At 31.6% G+C, this 17,785-nt stretch carries 16 protein-coding genes and 2 pseudogenes; 10 read left to right on the top strand and 8 right to left on the bottom strand.

The genetic code is table 11. The annotated features are described in order from the left end of the window. Positions 1 to 187: 187 nt before the first annotated feature. Positions 188 to 610, bottom strand: a pseudogene (locus JG553_RS08990) (transposase); the annotation flags it as partial. 460 nt (positions 611 to 1,070) lie between these two features. After that, positions 1,071 to 2,039, bottom strand: coding sequence for a YdcF family protein (locus JG553_RS08985; protein WP_001549718.1), 969 nt, complete (start codon positions 2,037 to 2,039; stop codon positions 1,071 to 1,073). Positions 2,040 to 2,233: 194 nt separating this feature from the next. On the opposite strand from JG553_RS08985, the pseudogene JG553_RS08980 reads away from it, so the two are divergent. The 4 genes and pseudogenes from JG553_RS08980 (at position 2,234) to JG553_RS08965 (ending at position 5,788) form a co-directional block, all read left to right on the top strand. Continuing rightward, positions 2,234 to 2,689 (top strand): annotated as a pseudogene (locus JG553_RS08980) (MarR family winged helix-turn-helix transcriptional regulator). Between the two features lie 239 nt (positions 2,690 to 2,928). After that, positions 2,929 to 4,311: a glycopeptide resistance protein TcaA gene (gene tcaA / locus JG553_RS08975; protein WP_000833797.1), complete on the top strand. Its 1,383-nt coding sequence runs from the start codon at positions 2,929 to 2,931 to the stop codon at positions 4,309 to 4,311. A 30-nt stretch (positions 4,312 to 4,341) separates the two neighbouring features. Then, positions 4,342 to 4,470, top strand: coding sequence for a hypothetical protein (locus JG553_RS08970; protein ID WP_001790052.1), 129 nt, complete (start codon positions 4,342 to 4,344; stop codon positions 4,468 to 4,470). Between the two features lie 109 nt (positions 4,471 to 4,579). Then, the gene (locus JG553_RS08965; RefSeq protein ID WP_000999131.1) at positions 4,580 to 5,788 is read left to right on the top strand and encodes a putative multidrug effflux MFS transporter TcaB; all 1,209 of its coding nucleotides are present in this window, start codon (positions 4,580 to 4,582) and stop codon (positions 5,786 to 5,788) included. Between the two features lie 229 nt (positions 5,789 to 6,017). On the opposite strand, the gene JG553_RS08960 is transcribed toward JG553_RS08965, so the two are convergent. Further along, on the bottom strand, positions 6,018 to 6,569 hold the full coding sequence (locus tag JG553_RS08960; RefSeq protein WP_000828570.1) for a TetR/AcrR family transcriptional regulator: 552 nt from the start codon (positions 6,567 to 6,569) through the stop codon (positions 6,018 to 6,020). A gap of 120 nt (positions 6,570 to 6,689) precedes the next feature. Here JG553_RS08960 and JG553_RS08955 point away from each other — a divergent pair, with 120 nt between their 5' ends. Continuing rightward, positions 6,690 to 7,337 (top strand): HlyD family secretion protein, encoded by a 648-nt coding sequence (locus JG553_RS08955; protein ID WP_000738247.1) that lies wholly within the window; start codon positions 6,690 to 6,692, stop codon positions 7,335 to 7,337. A 12-nt stretch (positions 7,338 to 7,349) separates the two neighbouring features. Beyond that, positions 7,350 to 9,281: a DHA2 family efflux MFS transporter permease subunit gene (locus JG553_RS08950; RefSeq protein ID WP_000213874.1), complete on the top strand. Its 1,932-nt coding sequence runs from the start codon at positions 7,350 to 7,352 to the stop codon at positions 9,279 to 9,281. Between the two features lie 245 nt (positions 9,282 to 9,526). Here JG553_RS08950 and JG553_RS08945 read toward each other — a convergent pair whose 3' ends face one another. Then, positions 9,527 to 10,165, bottom strand: coding sequence for a hypothetical protein (locus JG553_RS08945; protein ID WP_000184233.1), 639 nt, complete (start codon positions 10,163 to 10,165; stop codon positions 9,527 to 9,529). Between the two features lie 207 nt (positions 10,166 to 10,372). Between JG553_RS08945 and JG553_RS08940 the strand changes: the two genes are divergently transcribed. After that, complete coding sequence (locus tag JG553_RS08940) at positions 10,373 to 11,293, top strand: alpha/beta hydrolase fold domain-containing protein (protein ID WP_000620864.1); 921 nt, start codon at positions 10,373 to 10,375, stop codon at positions 11,291 to 11,293. A gap of 107 nt (positions 11,294 to 11,400) precedes the next feature. Here the strand turns inward: JG553_RS08940 and JG553_RS08935 are convergent, their stop codons facing one another. Both JG553_RS08935 and JG553_RS08930 read right to left on the bottom strand, forming a co-directional pair. After that, the gene (locus JG553_RS08935; protein WP_000128656.1) at positions 11,401 to 11,820 is read right to left on the bottom strand and encodes a hypothetical protein; all 420 of its coding nucleotides are present in this window, start codon (positions 11,818 to 11,820) and stop codon (positions 11,401 to 11,403) included. Continuing rightward, complete coding sequence (locus JG553_RS08930; RefSeq protein WP_000234728.1) at positions 11,817 to 12,308, bottom strand: thioesterase family protein; 492 nt, start codon at positions 12,306 to 12,308, stop codon at positions 11,817 to 11,819. Before JG553_RS08930 ends, JG553_RS08935 begins: the two co-directional genes overlap by 4 nt. 96 nt (positions 12,309 to 12,404) lie before the next feature. Between JG553_RS08930 and corA the strand changes: the two genes are divergently transcribed. Beyond that, entirely contained in the window at positions 12,405 to 13,352 is a 948-nt protein-coding gene (corA, locus tag JG553_RS08925) for a magnesium/cobalt transporter CorA (RefSeq protein ID WP_001185431.1), read from the top strand. Positions 13,353 to 13,382: 30 nt separating this feature from the next. Then, positions 13,383 to 14,432 carry a type 2 isopentenyl-diphosphate Delta-isomerase gene (gene fni / locus JG553_RS08920; RefSeq protein ID WP_001279381.1) on the top strand — a complete coding sequence of 350 codons (1,050 nt, stop codon included), beginning with the start codon at positions 13,383 to 13,385 and terminating at the stop codon, positions 14,430 to 14,432. A gap of 47 nt (positions 14,433 to 14,479) precedes the next feature. Here fni and gltS read toward each other — a convergent pair whose 3' ends face one another. Beyond that, a complete protein-coding gene (gene gltS / locus JG553_RS08915; RefSeq protein WP_000571584.1) occupies positions 14,480 to 15,688 on the bottom strand; it encodes a sodium/glutamate symporter in 1,209 nt (402 codons plus the stop codon). Between the two features lie 336 nt (positions 15,689 to 16,024). Further along, on the bottom strand, positions 16,025 to 16,633 hold the full coding sequence (locus tag JG553_RS08910) for a DNA-3-methyladenine glycosylase (RefSeq protein ID WP_000348300.1): 609 nt from the start codon (positions 16,631 to 16,633) through the stop codon (positions 16,025 to 16,027). A 398-nt stretch (positions 16,634 to 17,031) separates the two neighbouring features. Between JG553_RS08910 and JG553_RS08905 the strand changes: the two genes are divergently transcribed. Then, a complete protein-coding gene (locus tag JG553_RS08905) occupies positions 17,032 to 17,679 on the top strand; it encodes a DUF805 domain-containing protein (protein WP_000436818.1) in 648 nt (215 codons plus the stop codon). Positions 17,680 to 17,785: the final 106 nt, after the last annotated feature.

The following is a 17,785-nucleotide window of genomic DNA, read 5'->3' as shown; positions in this document are numbered from 1 at the left end:
TGGCTTGTAAAGACGCTAAATGTTAATGATTTAAGACATAGTAGTATAAAAGTTAGATAACAGAATACGATTTGGGTTTACAAAAAACAGGCTGGGACATTAAGTTCTTAGGCAATGTAAAAAAGCTGATTTCTATTAATTATTTGATAGAAATCAGCTTTTTTGATATGTATTTTATAATGTACAGCTCGTTGCATTCATATAGCTTGAAGTCACGTTTAAAACCATATCTATCATTATGGTATGCATATCTTTTAAAACCTATTCTTTTGTTATTAGGACATATAAATTCATCATTAAGTTCGTCATATTTCCAATTTTGAGTGTTAAAAATGTCACTTTTAAACTTTCTAGTTTTATCTTTAATAAACATGACATACGTAATAAGTGGCGTTTTATTAAAATCATCTATAATAGCCATATAGTTTTGCTCACTATCATAACATGCATCAGCTACAATATACTCCGGTAAATAACCGAAGGTATTTTGAATCATTGTTAAAAATGGAATTAAAGTTCTAGTATCTGTTGGGTTTTGAAATAGGTCATAGGATAAAACAAATTGAGAATTTGTCGCTATTTGTAAATTGTATCCTGGCTTAAGTTGGCCAAAGTGTCTTATTTTTTTAAAGTATTTAAAAGTAAAATTACATGTTAATACGTAGTATTAATGGCGAGACTCCTGAGGGAGCAGTGCCAGTCGAAGACAGGGGCCCCAACACAGAAGCTGACATATAGTCAGCTTACAACAATGTGCCGGTTGGGGTGGCTGAGACGGCACCCTAGGAAGGGACCCGTCATCAAAAATTCTATTTATAGAATTTTACAGTAATGTGCCAGATGGGCATAGCGAAGCCATTCAATACGAAGTATTGTATAAATAGAGAACAGCAGTAAGATATTTTCTAATTGAAAATTATTTTACTGCTGTTTTTTTTAGGGATTAATGTCCCAGACTCTTTAGTTTATTTATTTTCAATATAACAATTGTCTAATCAAGGATTAACGAATATTTAAAGATAGTTTGACGCAATATTAGAAACAACCTATAATAATAGTTTGTTTGTGGATTAACTATTATAAATAAAAGCGGCGTAAAGACATATAAACCAACTACTTGAACAATATAACGTTAATAACAATCTATACTGATACATTACGCCTAGATAATCTTTGATGAGCACATGTAAGAAAAAGTGATATGGTGTATGACTTCCGACACCATCGATAGATAAACCTAATTTTTGGGCTAGTCGTAAGGCGCGCAATACATGAAACTGACTTGTTACACAAACAATTTTAACTGCTTCATGATACAAATTGTTGATGATTTGTTTAGAATATAAAAAGTTTGTGTATGTATTTATAGAGTGAGATTCCATTAGTATATCTGTTTTATCAACACCATGTGCAATCAAATAACGTTGCATAGCTAAAGCTTCAGAAATTGGTTCGTCTGGTCCTTGTCCGCCAGATACAATGATCTTTGTTGCTGATGCTTGTTGTTGATAGATATCAAGTGCACGATCTAAACGCGCTGCAAGCATTGGTGTGACAAATTCGGTAAAAATACCAGCACCTAACACAATTATGATATCAACTTCTTTGTTGTATGATCTATGTCTATATGATACTGTCCAAACGAGATAACAAATAAAGGTTAGTAACAGGGAAAGACATAATATAGCTAACCACATAGACAAACCTTTCACAATAGGTGACTGAATCGTACTTATAAATAGAAGTGCTGATGTGTAGAGTACAAATTTATATGAAAAAGATAATAATTTTTTAATAAATAAGCGACTAGAAGTATGAGAAAATAAATATCTATGTTTGAATAGCATGATAATACTGATTATTATAAATGTTACAAACATAGACCAAGGGAAAGTATAGGTCATGATGCTATAGATGAGTGACAAAAATATCGATATGACAACTAAGATGTAGCATGTTAAATTTAACGTCAGAGTATAGTTGAAAATTAACGGACAAATAACGATAAGTATAAATATTAATAATAAATTCAATAACATACTGACACCTCGCTTATAATAAATATTAAATATAAATGTAGATGATTTAATTTATTAAAGCAAGGAGAAAGCAGCAACATGTAAATCTTAATTTGTTATATTATATATGGGTCAATATTTTTGTGTTTTTTAGATGTGCGATACAATGATTGCTGAGGATACTTTATAAAAATAGTAATTAGGGAGAAATAATTATGGTAAAACATTTACAAGACCATATTCAATTTTTAGAGCAGTTTATAAATAACGTTAACGCATTAACTGCAAAAATGTTGAAAGATTTACAAAATGAATATGAAATTTCATTAGAGCAGTCTAACGTATTAGGTATGTTAAATAAAGAACCTTTGACAATTAGTGAAATCACGCAAAGACAAGGTGTAAATAAGGCCGCAGTAAGCCGACGAATTAAAAAGTTAATCGATGCTTAATTAGTTAAGTTAGATAAACCAAATTTAAATATTGATCAACGTTTGAAATTCATAACCTTAACTGACAAAGGTAGAGCATATTTGAAAGAACGTAATGCGATTATGACAGATATTGCGCAAGATATTACTAATGATTTAAATTCTGAAGATATTGAAAATGTAAGGCAAGTATTAGAAGTCATCAATCATCGCATTAAAACATATAGCAATCATAAATAGGTTTTTGAAGGTGTTCAAATATAAGACTAAATATGTATGTATTGAACACCTTCTTTTTAGTTATAATTGAGAGAGTACTTTCATAAATAATGTAATAAGGTACAATTCTAAAGTAAAGTTAATCATTTCTTGAATTGTATTCTTGGGATAATATTTGTAAAATAATAATGGTAAAATAATGAAATAATTTTTGTGATATACATATAACAATTGAAGAGGAACAGAATTGAGGTGAAAGTATGAAATCTTGCCCGAAGTGCGGACAACAAGCACAAGATGATGTACAGATATGTACACAATGTGGACATAAATTTGATAGTCGTCAAGCATTATATAGAAAGTCAACCGATGAAGATATACAAACTAATAACATCAAGATGAGAAAAATGGTGCCTTGGGCAATTGGTTTTTTCATTTTAATCTTAATTATTATATTGTTCTTTTTACTAAGAAACTTCAATTCACCTGAAGCGCAAACTAAAATATTAGTGAATGCGATTGAGAATAATGATAAACAAAAAGTAGCAACATTATTAAGTACTAAAGATAATAAAGTAGATTCTGAAGAAGCAAAAGTATACATTAACTATATCAAAGATGAAGTTGGGCTTAAGCAATTTGTCAGCGACCTTAAAAATACGGTACATAAATTGAATAAGAGTAAGACCAGCGTAGCTTCTTATATTCAAACCAGATCTGGTCAAAATATATTACGTGTAAGTAAAAATGGCACACGTTATATCTTTTTCGATAATATGAGCTTTACTGCACCTACCAAGCAACCAATTGTTAAACCGAAAGAAAAAACAAAATATGAGTTTAAATCTGGTGGTAAGAAAAAGATGGTTATAGCTGAAGCAAATAAAGTGACGCCAATAGGTAATTTTATACCGGGGACATATAGAATTCCAGCTATGAAATCAACTGAGAACGGTGATTTTGCAGGCCATTTAAAATTTGATTTTAGACAAAGTAATTCTGAAACGGTAGATGTTACTGAAGATTTTGAAGAAGCAAATATATCTGTAACTTTAAAAGGCGATACAAAATTAAATGATAGTTCTAAAAAAGTAACTATAAATGACCATGAAATGGCATTTTCAAGTTCCAAAACGTATGGTCCATATCCACAAAATAAAGATATTACCATTTCAGCTTCAGGTAAAGCGAAAGATAAAACATTTACAACACAGACGAAGACGATTAAAGCTAGCGATTTAAAATACAATACAGAGATAACTTTGAATTTTGACAGTGAAGATATCGAAGACTATGTTGAAAAGAAAGAAAAAGAAGAAAACAGCTTGAAGAACAAATTGATAGAATTCTTTGCTGGATATTCTTTAGCGAATAATGCTGCGTTTAATCAGTCGGATTTTGATTTTGTATCATCATATATAAAAAAAGGATCATCTTTTTATGATGATGTAAAGAAGCGTGTATCTAAAGGAAGTTTAATGATGATTAGTTCACCACAAATTATAGATGCTGAAAAACATGGTGATAAGATTACCGCAACCGTAAGATTAATAAATGAAAACGGTAAGCAAGTAGATAAAGAATATGAGCTTGAACAAGGCTCGCAAGACCGCTTGCAATTAATCAAGACATCAGAAAAATAGAGTATAAAACTTAAATAAGATGCATGTGTCATGGAATACAAACAACATCCTTTCAAAGTATTTACAATTAGTGTGAATTACTTTGAAGGGATTGTTTTTTGTGGAAAAATTTATGAAGTGCTGAGGTTTATATCATTTTATACCTTTTATAAGTTGTAATGATGTTCATGAAACTTGTGACTAATGCTAATATATAAAAGAGCATATTTAAATTTAGTTTCTGTTCGTGATAGTTATAAACTAATCATTATATAAAGGAGATAGTCATATGAATGATTTAACGCATTTTAACAAGCGTTCACCGATATTTATTATTATTTTAGGATCTTTGACGGCCATTGGAGCATTATCGATAGATATGTTTTTGCCTGGATTACCAGATATTAGACATGATTTTCAAACAACGACGTCTAACGCACAATTAACATTATCGATGTTTATGATTGGTTTAGCGTTTGGTAATTTGTTTGCTGGTCCAATTTCAGATTCAACTGGGCGCAGAAAGCCGCTTATTATAGCTATGATTATTTTTACATTAGCAAGTTTAGGTATTGTTTTTGTACATAATATTTGGCTGATGGTTGCATTAAGATTTCTTCAAGGAGTGACAGGTGGCGCAGCAGCAGTTATTTCAAGAGCTATAGCAAGTGATATGTATAGTGGTAATGAACTAACTAAGTTTATGGCATTATTGATGCTTGTTAATGGTATTGCACCAGTTGTTGCGCCAACAATAGGGGGCATAATTTTAAATTATTCTGTCTGGCGTATGGTCTTTGTCATTCTGACTATCTTTGGCTTCGTCATGGTCATAGGTTCTTTATTAAAAGTACCTGAATCATTAACAGTGACAAATCGTGAGTCAAGTAGTGGATTAAAGACAATGTTTAAAAACTTCAAAATATTATTGAAGACGCCACGTTTTGTATTACCAATGCTCATTCAAGGTATGACATTTGTAATATTATTTACTTATATTTCTGCGTCTCCGTTTATTATTCAAAAAATTTATGGCATGACTGCAATACAATTTAGTTGGATGTTTGCAGGAATTGGTATTACGCTCATTATATCAAGTCAACTTACTGGGTACCTTGTTGATTTTATAGACTCACAAAAATTGATGAGAGGCATGACGATGATTCAGATTATCGGTGTAATTTTAGTGACGATTGTATTGCTTAATCATTGGAACTTTTGGATTTTAGCGATAGGATTTATCATTTTAATAGCACCAGTGACAGGTGTTGCGACACTTGGTTTTACAATAGCTATGGATGAAAGTAGTAGTGGTAGAGGGAGTTCATCAAGTTTATTAGGTTTAGTACAGTTTTTATTTGGTGGTGTTGCATCGCCATTAGTGGGGGTAAAAGGTGAAGATAATCCTATACCTTACATAATTATTATTATAGCTACAGCAGTTATATTAATTATTTTACAGATTTATAATATGAAGGTATTTAAAACAAATCGATGATAAACATAGTTTCTTCTATTATATTGAATTGAAAAATTAAAAAACAAAACTTGAGCTATTCATAGACCTATGAATTTAGCATCAAAAATAAAAATGCCGAGATTATTATGTGGAAATCTCGGCATTTTTATATTGATAGCACCGTTACATATGTACTATTATCTATCCATTTGGTTTAACTTTATCTAGTTGTTTTATAGCATTTCTTTATTAGAATGAAACCGTATTATTAGTTTTGAAGTTTAATCGTATTAGCCAATAAAATGTCAGCAACTTCTTCAGGTGATTCATTACAACCATTCGAAAGCCAATTAATAAACACCCCAGCTTGACCGCCTATGATATATGTAACATAAAGCTGTTTATTGGTTACTGTAGTACTATAGTCATTCATAATTTGTTGATAGTAATCTCTCGCTAAATTTATATAGTCTATGAATAATGTTTTCATTGGATAGGTAACTAAAATGTCTTTGAAAAACTGCTCATTGTGCTTGATATACTTAGCAATAATAATGAAGAATTTATAAAGTTTAAGCTTATCCTGTTTAATATTTTCGAAATTATGATGTAGCGCGCTTAGAAGAAATTGGAATTTTTCCTTATGCTTTGAGTTGATGGTATCCAATAAATCAAATTTATCTTTGTAATAATCATAAAAAGTAGAACGATTAATATTACAATACGCGCAAATCATTTTAGTGGATATTTCTTGAAAAGGATATTCAGCCATCAAATCAACAAGTGCGTTTTGAATTTCTATTTTGGCTTGTCGTTTCATATTGTTACACCTTTGTGAATTTTAACCAACACTCTTATAAAAATTGTTGGTGTTTTTTTAGTTATCATGTCTCTATAATAAATAAAGTGAATTTTAAAAGCAAATAGGAGGAAATGTTTCATGAAAAAGATGATATTAATTAATGTCATTACGGTTGTTGTACTGTTAGCAATTGGGATTGCTGGCTTTTATTTTTGGAATAAAACAACAAGCTATGTAACAACTGATAATGCAAAAGTAAATGGCGATCAAATTAAAATAGCAAGTCCTGCATCTGGACAAATTAAATCACTTAATGTTAAACAAGGTGACAAACTCGATAAAGGTGACAAAGTAGCAATTGTTACTGTACAAGGTCAAGATGGCGAAACGAAAGATATGGATCTTAAAATGCCTCAAAAAGGTACAATTGCCAAATTAGATGGTATGGAAGGTTCAATGGTGCAAGCTGGTAACCCAATCGCTTATGCATACAATTTAGATGATTTATATGTAACAGCAAATATTGACGAAAAAGATATTAAAGATGTTGAAGTAGGTAAAGATGTTGATGTGACTATTGACGGTCAAAAAGCTTCTATTAAAGGTAAAGTTGATAGTATTGGAAAAGCAACTGCTGCAAGCTTTTCATTAATGCCATCATCAAATAGTGATGGTAACTACACTAAAGTTTCTCAAGTAATACCTGTTAAAATCACTCTAGAATCAGAACCGTCTAAACAAGTTGTTCCTGGAATGAACGCTGAAGTAAAAATCCATAAAAATTAAGGGGGTCATTAAATGACTACGACCTTCATTATTAGCTACATTATTTTAGCGCTCATTATTGTTGGGGTTATCAATTTATTTTTAATAAGATCAAGAAAAAAAGGCAAACGCCAACAAAAGGAACAACAATTTACGACACGTCAATCAAATCAATCTAAATTTAAAGCTAGTGATTTAGACAAAACAACTGATCAATCGACACAACGTATGACGCATGAAGAGTTGCGTGTTGACAATCAAGATGATCATAGCCAAGTTAGTCTAAATGGTTACACAAAGGGGTCTGAGAAAGATCAAGAAGCATTCACTAATAATAAGGATGAGGAAGCAGTTGCTGCTAAAAATCCTGAATCAGAAGAATATAAAGTGAATGAAAAAATAAAAAAAGAACATAAAAACTTTATTTTTGGTGAAGGTGTTTCACGCGGTAAAATATTAGCGGCATTATTATTCGGTATGTTTATTGCGATTTTAAACCAAACATTATTAAATGTTGCTTTACCAAAAATTAATACGGAATTTAATATTTCTGCGTCAACAGGGCAATGGTTGATGACGGGATTCATGTTAGTAAACGGTATTTTAATACCAATTACGGCGTATCTATTTAATAAATATTCATATCGAAAATTATTTTTAGTTGCGTTAGTACTCTTTACAATTGGTTCATTAATCTGTGCGATTTCAATGAATTTCCCAATCATGATGGTTGGACGTGTATTACAAGCCATTGGTGCAGGTGTACTAATGCCATTAGGTTCAATTGTTATTATTACAATTTATCCACCTGAAAAACGTGGTGCTGCCATGGGTACAATGGGTATCGCAATGATTTTAGCACCTGCAATTGGTCCAACATTATCAGGTTATATTGTACAAAATTACCATTGGAATGTGATGTTTTACGGTATGTTCATTATCGGGATTATCGCTATTTTAATTGGTTTTGTATGGTTTAAGTTATATCAATATACAACAAACCCTAAAGCTGATATCCCAGGTATCATTTTTAGTACGATTGGTTTTGGTGCTTTGTTATATGGTTTCTCAGAAGCTGGCAACAAAGGTTGGGGTTCAGTAGAGATAGAAACAATGTTTGCGATTGGTATTATCTTTATTATTCTATTCGTTATTAGAGAATTAAGAATGAAATCACCAATGTTGAATTTAGAAGTATTGAAATTCCCAACATTTACATTAACAACAATTATTAATATGGTTGTAATGTTAAGTTTATATGGTGGTATGATTTTATTACCGATTTATTTACAAAATTTACGCGGATTCTCAGCATTAGATTCCGGATTGTTATTATTACCTGGTTCTCTAATTATGGGTCTACTAGGACCATTTGCAGGTAAATTGTTAGATACTATTGGTTTAAAACCATTAGCTATCTTTGGTATTGCTGTAATGACTTATGCAACATGGGAATTAACTAAATTAAATATGGATACACCATATATGACAATCATGGGTATCTATGTACTTCGTTCATTTGGTATGGCATTTATAATGATGCCAATGGTAACTGCAGCTATTAATGCGTTACCGGGACGACTTGCCTCTCATGGTAATGCTTTCTTAAATACGATGCGTCAATTAGCAGGCTCTATAGGTACAGCAATCTTAGTTACTGTAATGACAACACAAACTACACAACACTTATCAGCTTTTGGGGAAGAGTTAGATAAAACGAATCCTGTTGTACAAGATCATATGCGTGAATTAGCATCACAATATGGCGGACAAGAAGGCGCAATGAAAGTGTTACTACAATTTGTAAATAAACTAGCAACGGTTGAAGGTATTAATGATGCATTTATAGTTGCAACGATATTTAGCATCATCGCCTTAATTTTATGTTTATTTTTACAAAGTAATAAAAAAGCAAAAGCTACAGCTCAAAAGTTAGATGCAGATAATAGTATCAATCATGAATAAATAAAATAAATTAATTGAAGTGTGACTAATCAAAAATTATGTTGTGGGGACATGATTTTTAAAGTATCGGTGCCAAATATGGTTATCGATACTTTTTTTATTTGTTGATTTATAGAATGTTAGAGGAATTATATTAAAATTTGGCATTGACGTAGTAGGTCATTAATAAAGAAAAAGCAGGAAGTGGGTCAACGAAATGAATTTTGTGAAAATAACATTTCTGTCCCAATCCCTACTATATAACATTATTTTAAACGAGGCATGCGATTACGGAAGAATAAGCTTATAACAAGTAAACCGATGCTACAGCCAAGTAAAATGATGCCGTTATGAATAGCGTCAGCTTCTGTAATCACTTGATCTGGTGGTACATTTAAATAATATTTTTTGAAAACATCTGCAATTTCTTGTGCGAGTGCTTTAATAATATAACTGAAATACAATGTAATGACTAACATAATTGTTAACACTAAAATATTTACTACTTTTAGAACTGTGCGATTAAATACAATTGTCAGTATTGTTATGACTAGGCTAACGATACATAAAATAAAGAAACCGTTAAAGACTAAAATTAAGCGATCGATTCCTTGTTGTAAATCATTGATATTACCCAAATTAATATTTAATTGATGCATTTTTCCAATTGTCTCGTTAAAATTTTTAATGCCATCAAAATCTACAGATTCTTTGGTGAAGACAATATTAAAAATGGGTTGTTTCCACATGCTGTATCCAGCGATTGTGGTTAATATAACAACAATGATTTGAATAATCATGCTTACCAATGAACGTTTTTTCTTACCATATCGCTTACCACGATGAATATTCGGTTGTTGAAATGTCTCATCAAATGGTTCTAATCGTTGATTTGGATTTGTCATGCAAGGTACCTCCGTATAAAGTTCTTTTCTTTACTTATCAATATGTCTAGTTGTCTGTTATAATGATGAAAAATCACTGTTCAATTGTAGTCTTAAATTTGAAAGTGAAAAAGAAAATATCTTCTACATTATATACTTTTTTTGGCAAAGAATGTAGGGGATAGACAATCATTGGATACATAAAATATATAAAGGTAGGTTAAGACATTGATTAGAAACCGTGTTATGAATAGCGTTGTCAATAAATATTTGCTTCACAATCGCTCGATTATGTTTAAAAATGATCAAGATGTTGAAAGATTTTTTTATAAAAGAGAAATTGAAAATAGAAAAAAACATAAGCAGCCTTCAACATTAAATGTTAAAGCAAATTTAGAAAAATTGTCATTAGATGATATGCAAGTCTTTCGCTTTAATTTCAGACATCAAATTGATAAGAAAATTTTATATATTCACGGTGGATTCAATGCACTACAACCATCACCGTTCCATTGGAGATTGTTGGATAAAATCACTTTAAGTACATTATATGAGGTTGTACTGCCTATCTATCCAAAGACACCAGAGTTTCATATTGACGATACTTTCCAAGCGATACAACGTGTTTATGATCAATTAGTATCTGAAGTAGGACATCAAAATGTCGTAGTCATGGGTGATGGTTCAGGTGGTGCACTGGCATTATCCTTTGTACAATCTCTTTTAGATAATCAACAGCCATTACCGAATAAATTGTATTTAATCTCACCAATTTTAGATGCAACACTATCTAATAAAGATATTTCGGACGCCTTAATCGAACAAGATGCGGTTCTAAGTCAGTTTGGTGTCAATGAGATTATGAAAAAATGGGCGAATGGCCTACCATTAACAGATAAGCGCATATCGCCAATTAATGGCACAATAGAAGGATTGCCACCAGTTTATATGTTTGGTGGTGGACGTGAAATGACACATCCTGATATGAAGCTATTTGAACAAATGATGTTGCAACATCATCAATACATTGAGTTTTATGATTATCCTAAGATGGTACATGATTTTCCAATTTATCCAATTAGACAATCACATAAAGCTATTAAACAAATTGCCAAATCGATAGATGAGGATGTAACACAAAATAACTAATAACATATAAATGACCCAGTTACGATTTCATGCAAGATGATATTTGACATGAAAACGTAATTGGGTTTTGTTTTTGAAAATATAGCAAGGGTTATATAGACTAATTGTTAATGAGCTTCTGAGTGAAAATCACCAATAAGTGTATTGATATGTGTGATGATAAAGTATTGCCCTTTAATTTGATAAAATTGATCTAAAAAATTATCGAATTGACGTGGAATATCACTAAGTTCTGCAAAGTTAGCTGTTTTATCATAATTGCGATGAGCAACCTCATTTTGAAATTTATCATAATGTTCTAGGAAATGTTGATCTTCAAGCTGTTGTTCCACAATAGTCATAATATTATCGATGGCTTGCTTTTGTCCTTGAACATAAGCCATATGCACGCCACGCTTAAGTAGCTGATTTGCTGGTCCGTTAATGTATAACCCTTTTTGTGCATTTAATTCTGTTAATTCAAACTTAACATCATCTAATAAATCTAGTAATTCGATATGAATCTTTTGTTGTAATGCATCTGTCATTTTAATGCTCCTTTGTGTGGAATTGCTATTTTATGTCCTAATTGTTCAGGCCAAGTGATAGTTGATTGATTTTTATAATAGTGTGCTATTTGTGTTGAAAATGATTCAGGAAAAGCATCAGAACGACGTGTGTGCTGATTAATTCCCATCATCATTACTTCATTTGTTGATGCTAGTGTACCATCTTCTTTAGTTAATGTTAAAAATAAATGCAACCGCTTATAATCGTAATCATAAATATATAAAGTAACAGTAAATACATCGCCAAGAGACAATTCTGAGAGGTATGTCGTATGTTCTTCTAGTGTAAATAGCGTATATGCTAAATTTTCGCGTTCTTTTAAAGAAAGACCGTGGCTGTAATTAAAACGATTCACGACGTCACTAAAAATGATATTATAATTTGCATCATGCATATGATTGTTATGGTCAATGAATTCAGATGTTACGGTTTGAGTATGTGTAAAAAGTTGTTTGATAATAACCATCTCCTTAGTGACTATCATACTAAAATAAATTAAGACATACACGTTATTTAATTCATGATAAAATAATAGAGAATTCGTTATTTAGGGGGAGTATCGATGGCTTTAAAGATACGGTATCAAACTACATATGAACCGTTTAAAGTAGTTGATGATATCAAAGAGATACCAAAAGATGCGACTATTGTTTGGTATGATTTTGATGAACCGAATGAACAAGAAAATGAATGGTTTAAAGCACATTTTAATTTTAATGATTTAGAAGTGGATGATGCAATTAACGGTATGCCACGAGCTAAATATAAATCTTATAAAGATTATCAATACTTAGTATTCCATAGTATTATGGGGTCAAACTATTCACCAATAGCACTAAATATTTTTATACAAGACAATGTATTAGTAACATATCATCATCAAACGTTGGAATCATTAAATAAAGTAGTCTATAAGTATATGAATACATTAGATGCAGAATTAGATTGTGCAGATGTCGTCATATTAATTTTAGATATGATGGTTGATAAATATTTCAACTTTGTATATGCACTTGAAGATAGTGTTTATCATTTTGAAGACCGCCATGTAGATGATCGCTTTAATAAAATGGTCATGGATAGTGTCTTTAAGTTACGTTCGGATTTGATTAAAGTAAAACGTGTACTGTTTCCTATGCAAGAGCTAATTGATACAATGAAACAAAATGGTGATTTGATTATAGATAATAAACATTCGCTATACATTCAACATATCGATGACCACTTGATTAAGCAACGTAATATCATTCGTACTGCTCAAGAAATGACAAACGAAATACGAGAAAATTTTGAGTCATACACGTCATTTAGAATGAATAGTATTATGCAAGTACTGACATTAGTATCAGTTATATTTTCACCGTTAACATTCATAGCTGGGATTTATGGTATGAACTTTGTAAATATGCCGGCATTACATTTACATTATGGATATTATATTTGCTTAGCTGTAATGTTTGTTATAGCTGTCGTATTAATCATCTTTTTCAGACGTAAAAAATGGTTTTAAATTAGAAATGACGAAAAGGTAGGTTTAATCATGAGTGATTTTCAAAGAGAACAGAGAAAAAATGAACATGTTGAAATAGCAATGGCCCAATCTGACGCAATGCATTCAGATTTTGATAAGATGCGTTTTGTGCATCATTCTATCCCATCAATTAATGTAAATGATATCGATTTGACATCACAGACGCCTGACTTAACGATGGCATATCCGGTTTATATTAATGCAATGACGGGTGGTAGCGAGTGGACGAAAAACATCAATGAAAAGCTAGCTGTAGTTGCAAGAGAAACTGGCTTAGCGATGGCAGTTGGATCAACACATGCGGCATTGAGAAATCCACGCATGGCTGAGACGTTTACGATTGCGCGAAAAATGAATCCTGAAGGCATGATTTTTAGCAATGTTGGTGCGGACGTACCAGTAGAAAAGGCTTTGGAAGCAGTTGAATTACTTGAGGCACAAGCGTTACAAATCCATGTTAATTCTCCTCAAGAATTAGTTATGCCTGAAGGGAATCGTGAATTTGTGACTTGGTTAGATAATATAGCGTCGATTGTATCACGAGTGTCTGTTCCAGTCATTATAAAAGAAGTTGGATTTGGTATGAGCAAAGAATTAATGCATGACTTACAACAAATAGGCGTCAAGTATGTCGATGTTAGTGGCAAAGGTGGTACTAACTTTGTAGATATTGAAAATGAACGTCGTGCAAATAAAGATATGGATTACTTATCATCATGGGGACAGTCTACAGTTGAGTCATTACTTGAAACAACGGCTTATCAAAGCGAAATTTCAGTTTTCGCGAGTGGTGGTTTACGTACACCACTCGATGCAATTAAAAGTTTAGCACTTGGTGCAAAGGCAACTGGTATGTCACGTCCGTTTTTAAATCAAGTTGAAAATAATGGCATTGCACATACAGTAGCTTATGTAGAATCATTTATTGAACACATGAAATCAATAATGACGATGTTAGATGCTAAAAATATTGACGACTTAACACAAAAACAAATCGTATTTAGTCCGGAAATATTGTCATGGATAGAACAACGTAACTTGAATATACATCGAGGATAAATAAAAGAGGAGGCGAAGGCCTCCTCTTTTATTTATGAGTTTGGTGTTTAACTAAACCATTGTATGAATCCCATAATGACTATAACACCAATTAAATCGATTAAGAATGCACCAACAATAGGTACAACTAAATATGCTTTAGGTGAGTTTCCATATTTTTTAGTAATAACATCTAAATTTGCCATGGCATTTGGCGTTGCACCAAGCCCATGACCGATAAAACCACCTACCATTACTGCAGCATCATAATCTTTTCCTAAACCTCTAAATAAAATTAAAACAGCAAATAAAATCATAACGACAACTTGAACTAAAACGATAATAATAAGAGGTATAGCAAGTTTATAAATTTCGATTAATTGAATGCTCATTAGCGCAAGAGATAAGAAAATACCTAATGCGACATCGCCAATTTGATTAGTAATTTTTAAATCTACAATATTAAAATTAAAACTTTCAGAGATATTTCGGACAATAACAGCTACAAATAATGAGCCAACGTAAATTGGAACATTAATCCCTGTTTGAGCTGTAAACAAATGACTGAAATAACTTCCAACTGCCATACAGAATACAACGATTGTAAATTGAATGAAGAATACTTCAGTGGCATTAAATTTACTATGTAAATGTTCGTTATATGCTACTTGGCTATAATCTTTAAATGTATCGTCACTATGTTGAGGCTTTAAGTTATAACGTTTGATTAAAAATTTTACAACTGGACCACCGATAAGCCCTCCAAATACAAGACCTAAAGTTGCAGCTGCAAGAGCCGCTGTCAGTGCCGAATCAATACCTAAATCTTGAATTGTCTTACCATAAGCAGCAGCATTACCATGACCGCCTTCCATAGACATGGAACCTGCTGTTAATCCTAACAAAGGTTTAATATTTAATACTTTTGCTAGTGATACACCAACTATGTTTTGAATGACTGAAATGATAGCACAAAACATAAAGTATAATAGCAAGACTTTGCCACCTAATTTAAATAATTTCAATGATGCACCAAGACCGATTGTCGTAAAGAATGCTAACATGAAGAAATCTTGAATGAATGAAGCATCTAATTTAATCTTAACCATGCCAAATGAATCCAAAGCCGCAACTAAAATAGCAAAGATTAAGCCGCCAATCACTGGTGCTGGTATACAAATACGTTTTAAAAAATTAACGTGATTAACGATAGCCTTACCAAGTAAATAAAGGATACAAGCTAAACATAATGTTGTAATTGCATTAAGTTCTATCATTTTCAAATCCCCCTTGTTGAATATCCCTCTCCCTAAATAAGCTTTTATATGTAAGCGTTATAAAAGGGCGCTTTTAACATTATACATGCAACAAATCAATATTTCTAGTTTTTGAAAATAATATCAATAATATTAATGCATCTAAATTTAATAATTATAAATAATTCTATTGTTATATTTTATAATTAAGAACAAGTTCAATAAGAGGAGATGAATCAAAAAATATGATGGATACAAAGAAAAACAATCAACCCATCCGCATGTTGACGGCACGATTGATTGACTTATAAGGAGATAGATTTCATTTTCATGATAGTAATCAATGAAAGATGGCATTTATTTCCAAGTATCTTCGGGAAACATACAATCTGATTTACGCATGCGAGACACAAATGGATTACCTTTCACTGTGTAACGTAAAGATTTATGTGTCCAATCACCTTTATTTGGAATACCGATTCGTGGACTAGCAATAATATCTTTAGGATATTTACGATTCTTAGTATCAATAGACAATCTACAGTCATTTAACGTAGCGCCATCGATAGCCCGTGGAATGTTAAATGCCTTAGTCCATTTTCCTGGGCCATTCGTTACCTCGTAGCCTTTCTTACCTCTGTTACGGAACATAGCGGATAAACCTTCTTCTGGTTCAATTGCGCGGATAAGTACGCCTTCAGGTATACCTTCAGATTTTGTTACAAAATTAATGAGTAAATGCGTATGCATGACATGTGCATAAATTGTACCACCACGTTTATATAATGACGTGACTTTAGGTGTTATTTTACCGCCATAGCCATGAGCCGCACGATCATTCAAACCTAAGTAAGCTTCCGTTTCCACGATGTAGCCTGTATACGTTTGAGTGGTATCCTGATAAATCACTTTGACACCTAATAAGTTTTTAGCAATTTGTCTTGTATCATTATTAACGAAATCCATAATATTCTCCTCGCAATTATATGATTAATTTAAATAAAAATGAAAAAGATATTTTTATTGTGGTAAATGTTTGATAAAATAGTATTGTTAAGAATTATAAAAATGTAAAGTATATACTTTGTTATGGAATATTTTATTTGCATAGATTGAGACTCTTTTAAACGTGAACATTGCAGTATGACATATTTTTAGTATAGTTAACGAAGCGTTGACTTTCAAATGAGTCTCCATATAGATGTGTACTTGTAGCGGGTTTTCATTTTACTAGTGATGAAATATAAAGTTCATTTTCCAAAGTGATTGACGATTGAAATGAAGTGGCTTGATAATGAATCTTGTAAATTATAACGGTAACAATAATTAAAAATATAAATATGATTAACGAAAGGGAGATTACAATGGAACAATTACCTCAAGTAGGTTTTATGAAATCATTCGTTTTATTTTGGAAAAATTATGTAAATTTTAAGGGGAGATCAAGACGTAGTGAATATTGGTATATGGCACTATGGCATTTGATACTTATGGTTCCAGCTGTGTGTGTGCTAATAATAAACCTATTTCTATTCTTTATTTCTATAGCGGCGGATAACGAAACATTAATAGTTATGAGTATATTGATGATTATCCTTACATCTGTGTATACTTTTGTCTATAGTTTGGCAACGTTTATTCCAAATTTAGCGTTGTGCGTTCGAAGATTTCACGATATATCAAGAACAATGTTATTTCCAATGATTATGACAGTATTCAGTATTATATTTTATATAGTATTACAGATTATCGATAGTTATTATGACAGTGATTTTACATTAATGCCGATGGGTCTTAATATTTTGTTAGTACTTCTTTATTTTGTTTATTTAGGCCTAACAATTGTTATGATAGTATTCCTATGCTTTGACAGTAAGCCGGCAAATAAATATGGCGAAAGCCCAAAATACCCGTCTACAATTAAAAATCAACCAGTGACATCTGAAACACCGGAAAAAGCGTGTACATCTGAAACACCGAAAACACCGGAAGAAACAGATAATCAATTGTAATGATATAAATATCTCGGCACAATGATGCTGGGATATTTTTTTACAAATAAGGCAATAAAGGCATGGAAAAAACATATCTAGTGCTAATGATACTTAACATGCAAAA

Origin of the sequence: Staphylococcus sp. T93 (assembly GCF_016743875.1) — a bacterium.
GTDB classification, from domain to species: Bacteria; Bacillota; Bacilli; order Staphylococcales; family Staphylococcaceae; genus Staphylococcus; species Staphylococcus aureus.
The sequence above is the reverse complement of the archived record's forward strand: the minus strand, read 5'-3'. Positions and strand labels throughout refer to the sequence as shown.

Excerpts from the sequence above, each read along its gene's own strand:
- JG553_RS08985 (WP_001549718.1), bottom strand. The coding sequence starts at position 2,039 with ATGTTATTGAATTTATTATTAATATTTATACTTATCGTTATTTGTCCG.
- tcaA (WP_000833797.1), top strand. The coding sequence starts at position 2,929 with ATGAAATCTTGCCCGAAGTGCGGACAACAAGCACAAGATGATGTACAG.
- JG553_RS08970 (WP_001790052.1), top strand. The coding sequence starts at position 4,342 with ATGGAATACAAACAACATCCTTTCAAAGTATTTACAATTAGTGTGAAT.
- JG553_RS08965 (WP_000999131.1), top strand. The coding sequence starts at position 4,580 with ATGAATGATTTAACGCATTTTAACAAGCGTTCACCGATATTTATTATT.
- JG553_RS08960 (WP_000828570.1), bottom strand. The coding sequence starts at position 6,569 with ATGAAACGACAAGCCAAAATAGAAATTCAAAACGCACTTGTTGATTTG.
- JG553_RS08955 (WP_000738247.1), top strand. The coding sequence starts at position 6,690 with ATGAAAAAGATGATATTAATTAATGTCATTACGGTTGTTGTACTGTTA.
- JG553_RS08950 (WP_000213874.1), top strand. The coding sequence starts at position 7,350 with ATGACTACGACCTTCATTATTAGCTACATTATTTTAGCGCTCATTATT.
- JG553_RS08945 (WP_000184233.1), bottom strand. The coding sequence starts at position 10,165 with ATGACAAATCCAAATCAACGATTAGAACCATTTGATGAGACATTTCAA.
- JG553_RS08935 (WP_000128656.1), bottom strand. The coding sequence starts at position 11,820 with ATGACAGATGCATTACAACAAAAGATTCATATCGAATTACTAGATTTA.
- JG553_RS08930 (WP_000234728.1), bottom strand. The coding sequence starts at position 12,308 with ATGGTTATTATCAAACAACTTTTTACACATACTCAAACCGTAACATCT.
- corA (WP_001185431.1), top strand. The coding sequence starts at position 12,405 with ATGGCTTTAAAGATACGGTATCAAACTACATATGAACCGTTTAAAGTA.
- fni (WP_001279381.1), top strand. The coding sequence starts at position 13,383 with ATGAGTGATTTTCAAAGAGAACAGAGAAAAAATGAACATGTTGAAATA.
- gltS (WP_000571584.1), bottom strand. The coding sequence starts at position 15,688 with ATGATAGAACTTAATGCAATTACAACATTATGTTTAGCTTGTATCCTT.
- JG553_RS08910 (WP_000348300.1), bottom strand. The coding sequence starts at position 16,633 with ATGGATTTCGTTAATAATGATACAAGACAAATTGCTAAAAACTTATTA.
- JG553_RS08905 (WP_000436818.1), top strand. The coding sequence starts at position 17,032 with ATGGAACAATTACCTCAAGTAGGTTTTATGAAATCATTCGTTTTATTT.